Source organism: Bradyrhizobium sp. 2TAF36, assembly GCF_052114925.1.
GTDB lineage: Bacteria > Pseudomonadota > Alphaproteobacteria > Rhizobiales > Xanthobacteraceae > Bradyrhizobium > Bradyrhizobium barranii.
On the sequence record NZ_JBFRFR010000235.1, the window covers coordinates 1 to 1,201 of the forward strand.

At 61.2% G+C, this 1,201-nt stretch carries 1 pseudogene; it reads left to right on the forward strand.

The window, feature by feature from the left end:
• The first annotated feature begins 34 nt into the window (after positions 1 to 34).
• Positions 35 to 1,106: pseudogene (locus AB4Z51_RS44940) on the forward strand (IS630 family transposase).
• Positions 1,107 to 1,201 lie beyond the last annotated feature (95 nt).

Genomic DNA, 1,201 nt, shown 5'->3' on the forward strand with positions numbered 1-1,201 from the left:
ATCGGGTCGAACTCATCGGGTCGAACTCAGCCAAATCGAGCGCACCGAACTGAGGGCKCTGCTCAGCGGCGGCAAGCATGCGTCCCGCAAGCTCAAGCGAGCGCAGATTTTGCTGGCCGCCGATGCCGRGACCAGCGACGAGGAGATCGCAAGRAGCGTYGGCGTGAGCGGCTCGACCGTGTATCGGACCAAGCGACGCTTCGTGGAGGGCAATCTGGAGCGGGCGCTGACCGAAGAGCCGCGTCCCGGGGCGGAACGCAAACTCACGGGCAAGGAAGAAGCCTTGCTGGTGGCGACAGCCTGCGCCAGTCCGCCAAAGGGCCGTGCCCGCTGGACGCTAAAGCTGCTGGCGGGTGCGATGGTCAAGCTTACCGAACACAAGAGCCTGTCGCACGAGACGGTTCGGCGGCGCCTGGCCGAGAATGGCCTCAAGCCCTGGCGCAAAGACATGTGGTGCATTCCGCAGGTCGACGGCGAATACGTCGCCCGCATGGAGGATGTGCTCGCCCGACTCCAGACGGCCAGTGGTGTGCTTCGACGAAAGCCCGGTGCAACTCATCGGCGAGGTGCGTCAGCCCATTCCGGCCAAGCCCGGCAGGCTCGAACGTTACGATTATGAGTATCGTCGCAATGGCACGGTCAATCTCTTCGTTCTCCTCGACGTGCATCGTCCCTGGCGCAAGGTCAAGGTCACCGAGCGGCGAGCGGCAAGAGATTACGCCCAATGCATGCGTGATCTCGTCGACATCCATTATCCCGACGCCGAGATCATCCGGGTCGTCCAGGACAATTTATCGACCCACTCCGCCGGCGCCCTCTACCAGGCGTTCCCGCCCGCCGAAGCCAGGCGGATTTTGCGACGGCTCGAGTTCCACTACACCCCAAAGCACGCAAGTTGGCTCAACATGGTCGAAATCGAAATCGGCATCCTGCGAGGCCAGTGTCTGGATCGCAGGATCGACGACCCCAAGCGACTGCGCCGCGAAATCACCGCCTGGGAACGACAACGAAATGCCGCCCGCTCCCGCATCAAATGGATGTTCACAACAGACAAGGCTCGCGCCAAAATGGCAGGCGCCTATCCCGCCACTTCCAAAGAGTCATAATCACTGTGACGAGGTACTAAAGCGTGATGGCATTAAGTTCGATAGCCTGAATTTTTCAGGTAATTGGCGCATTCCTCGGGGGTGAAGGCATCGAG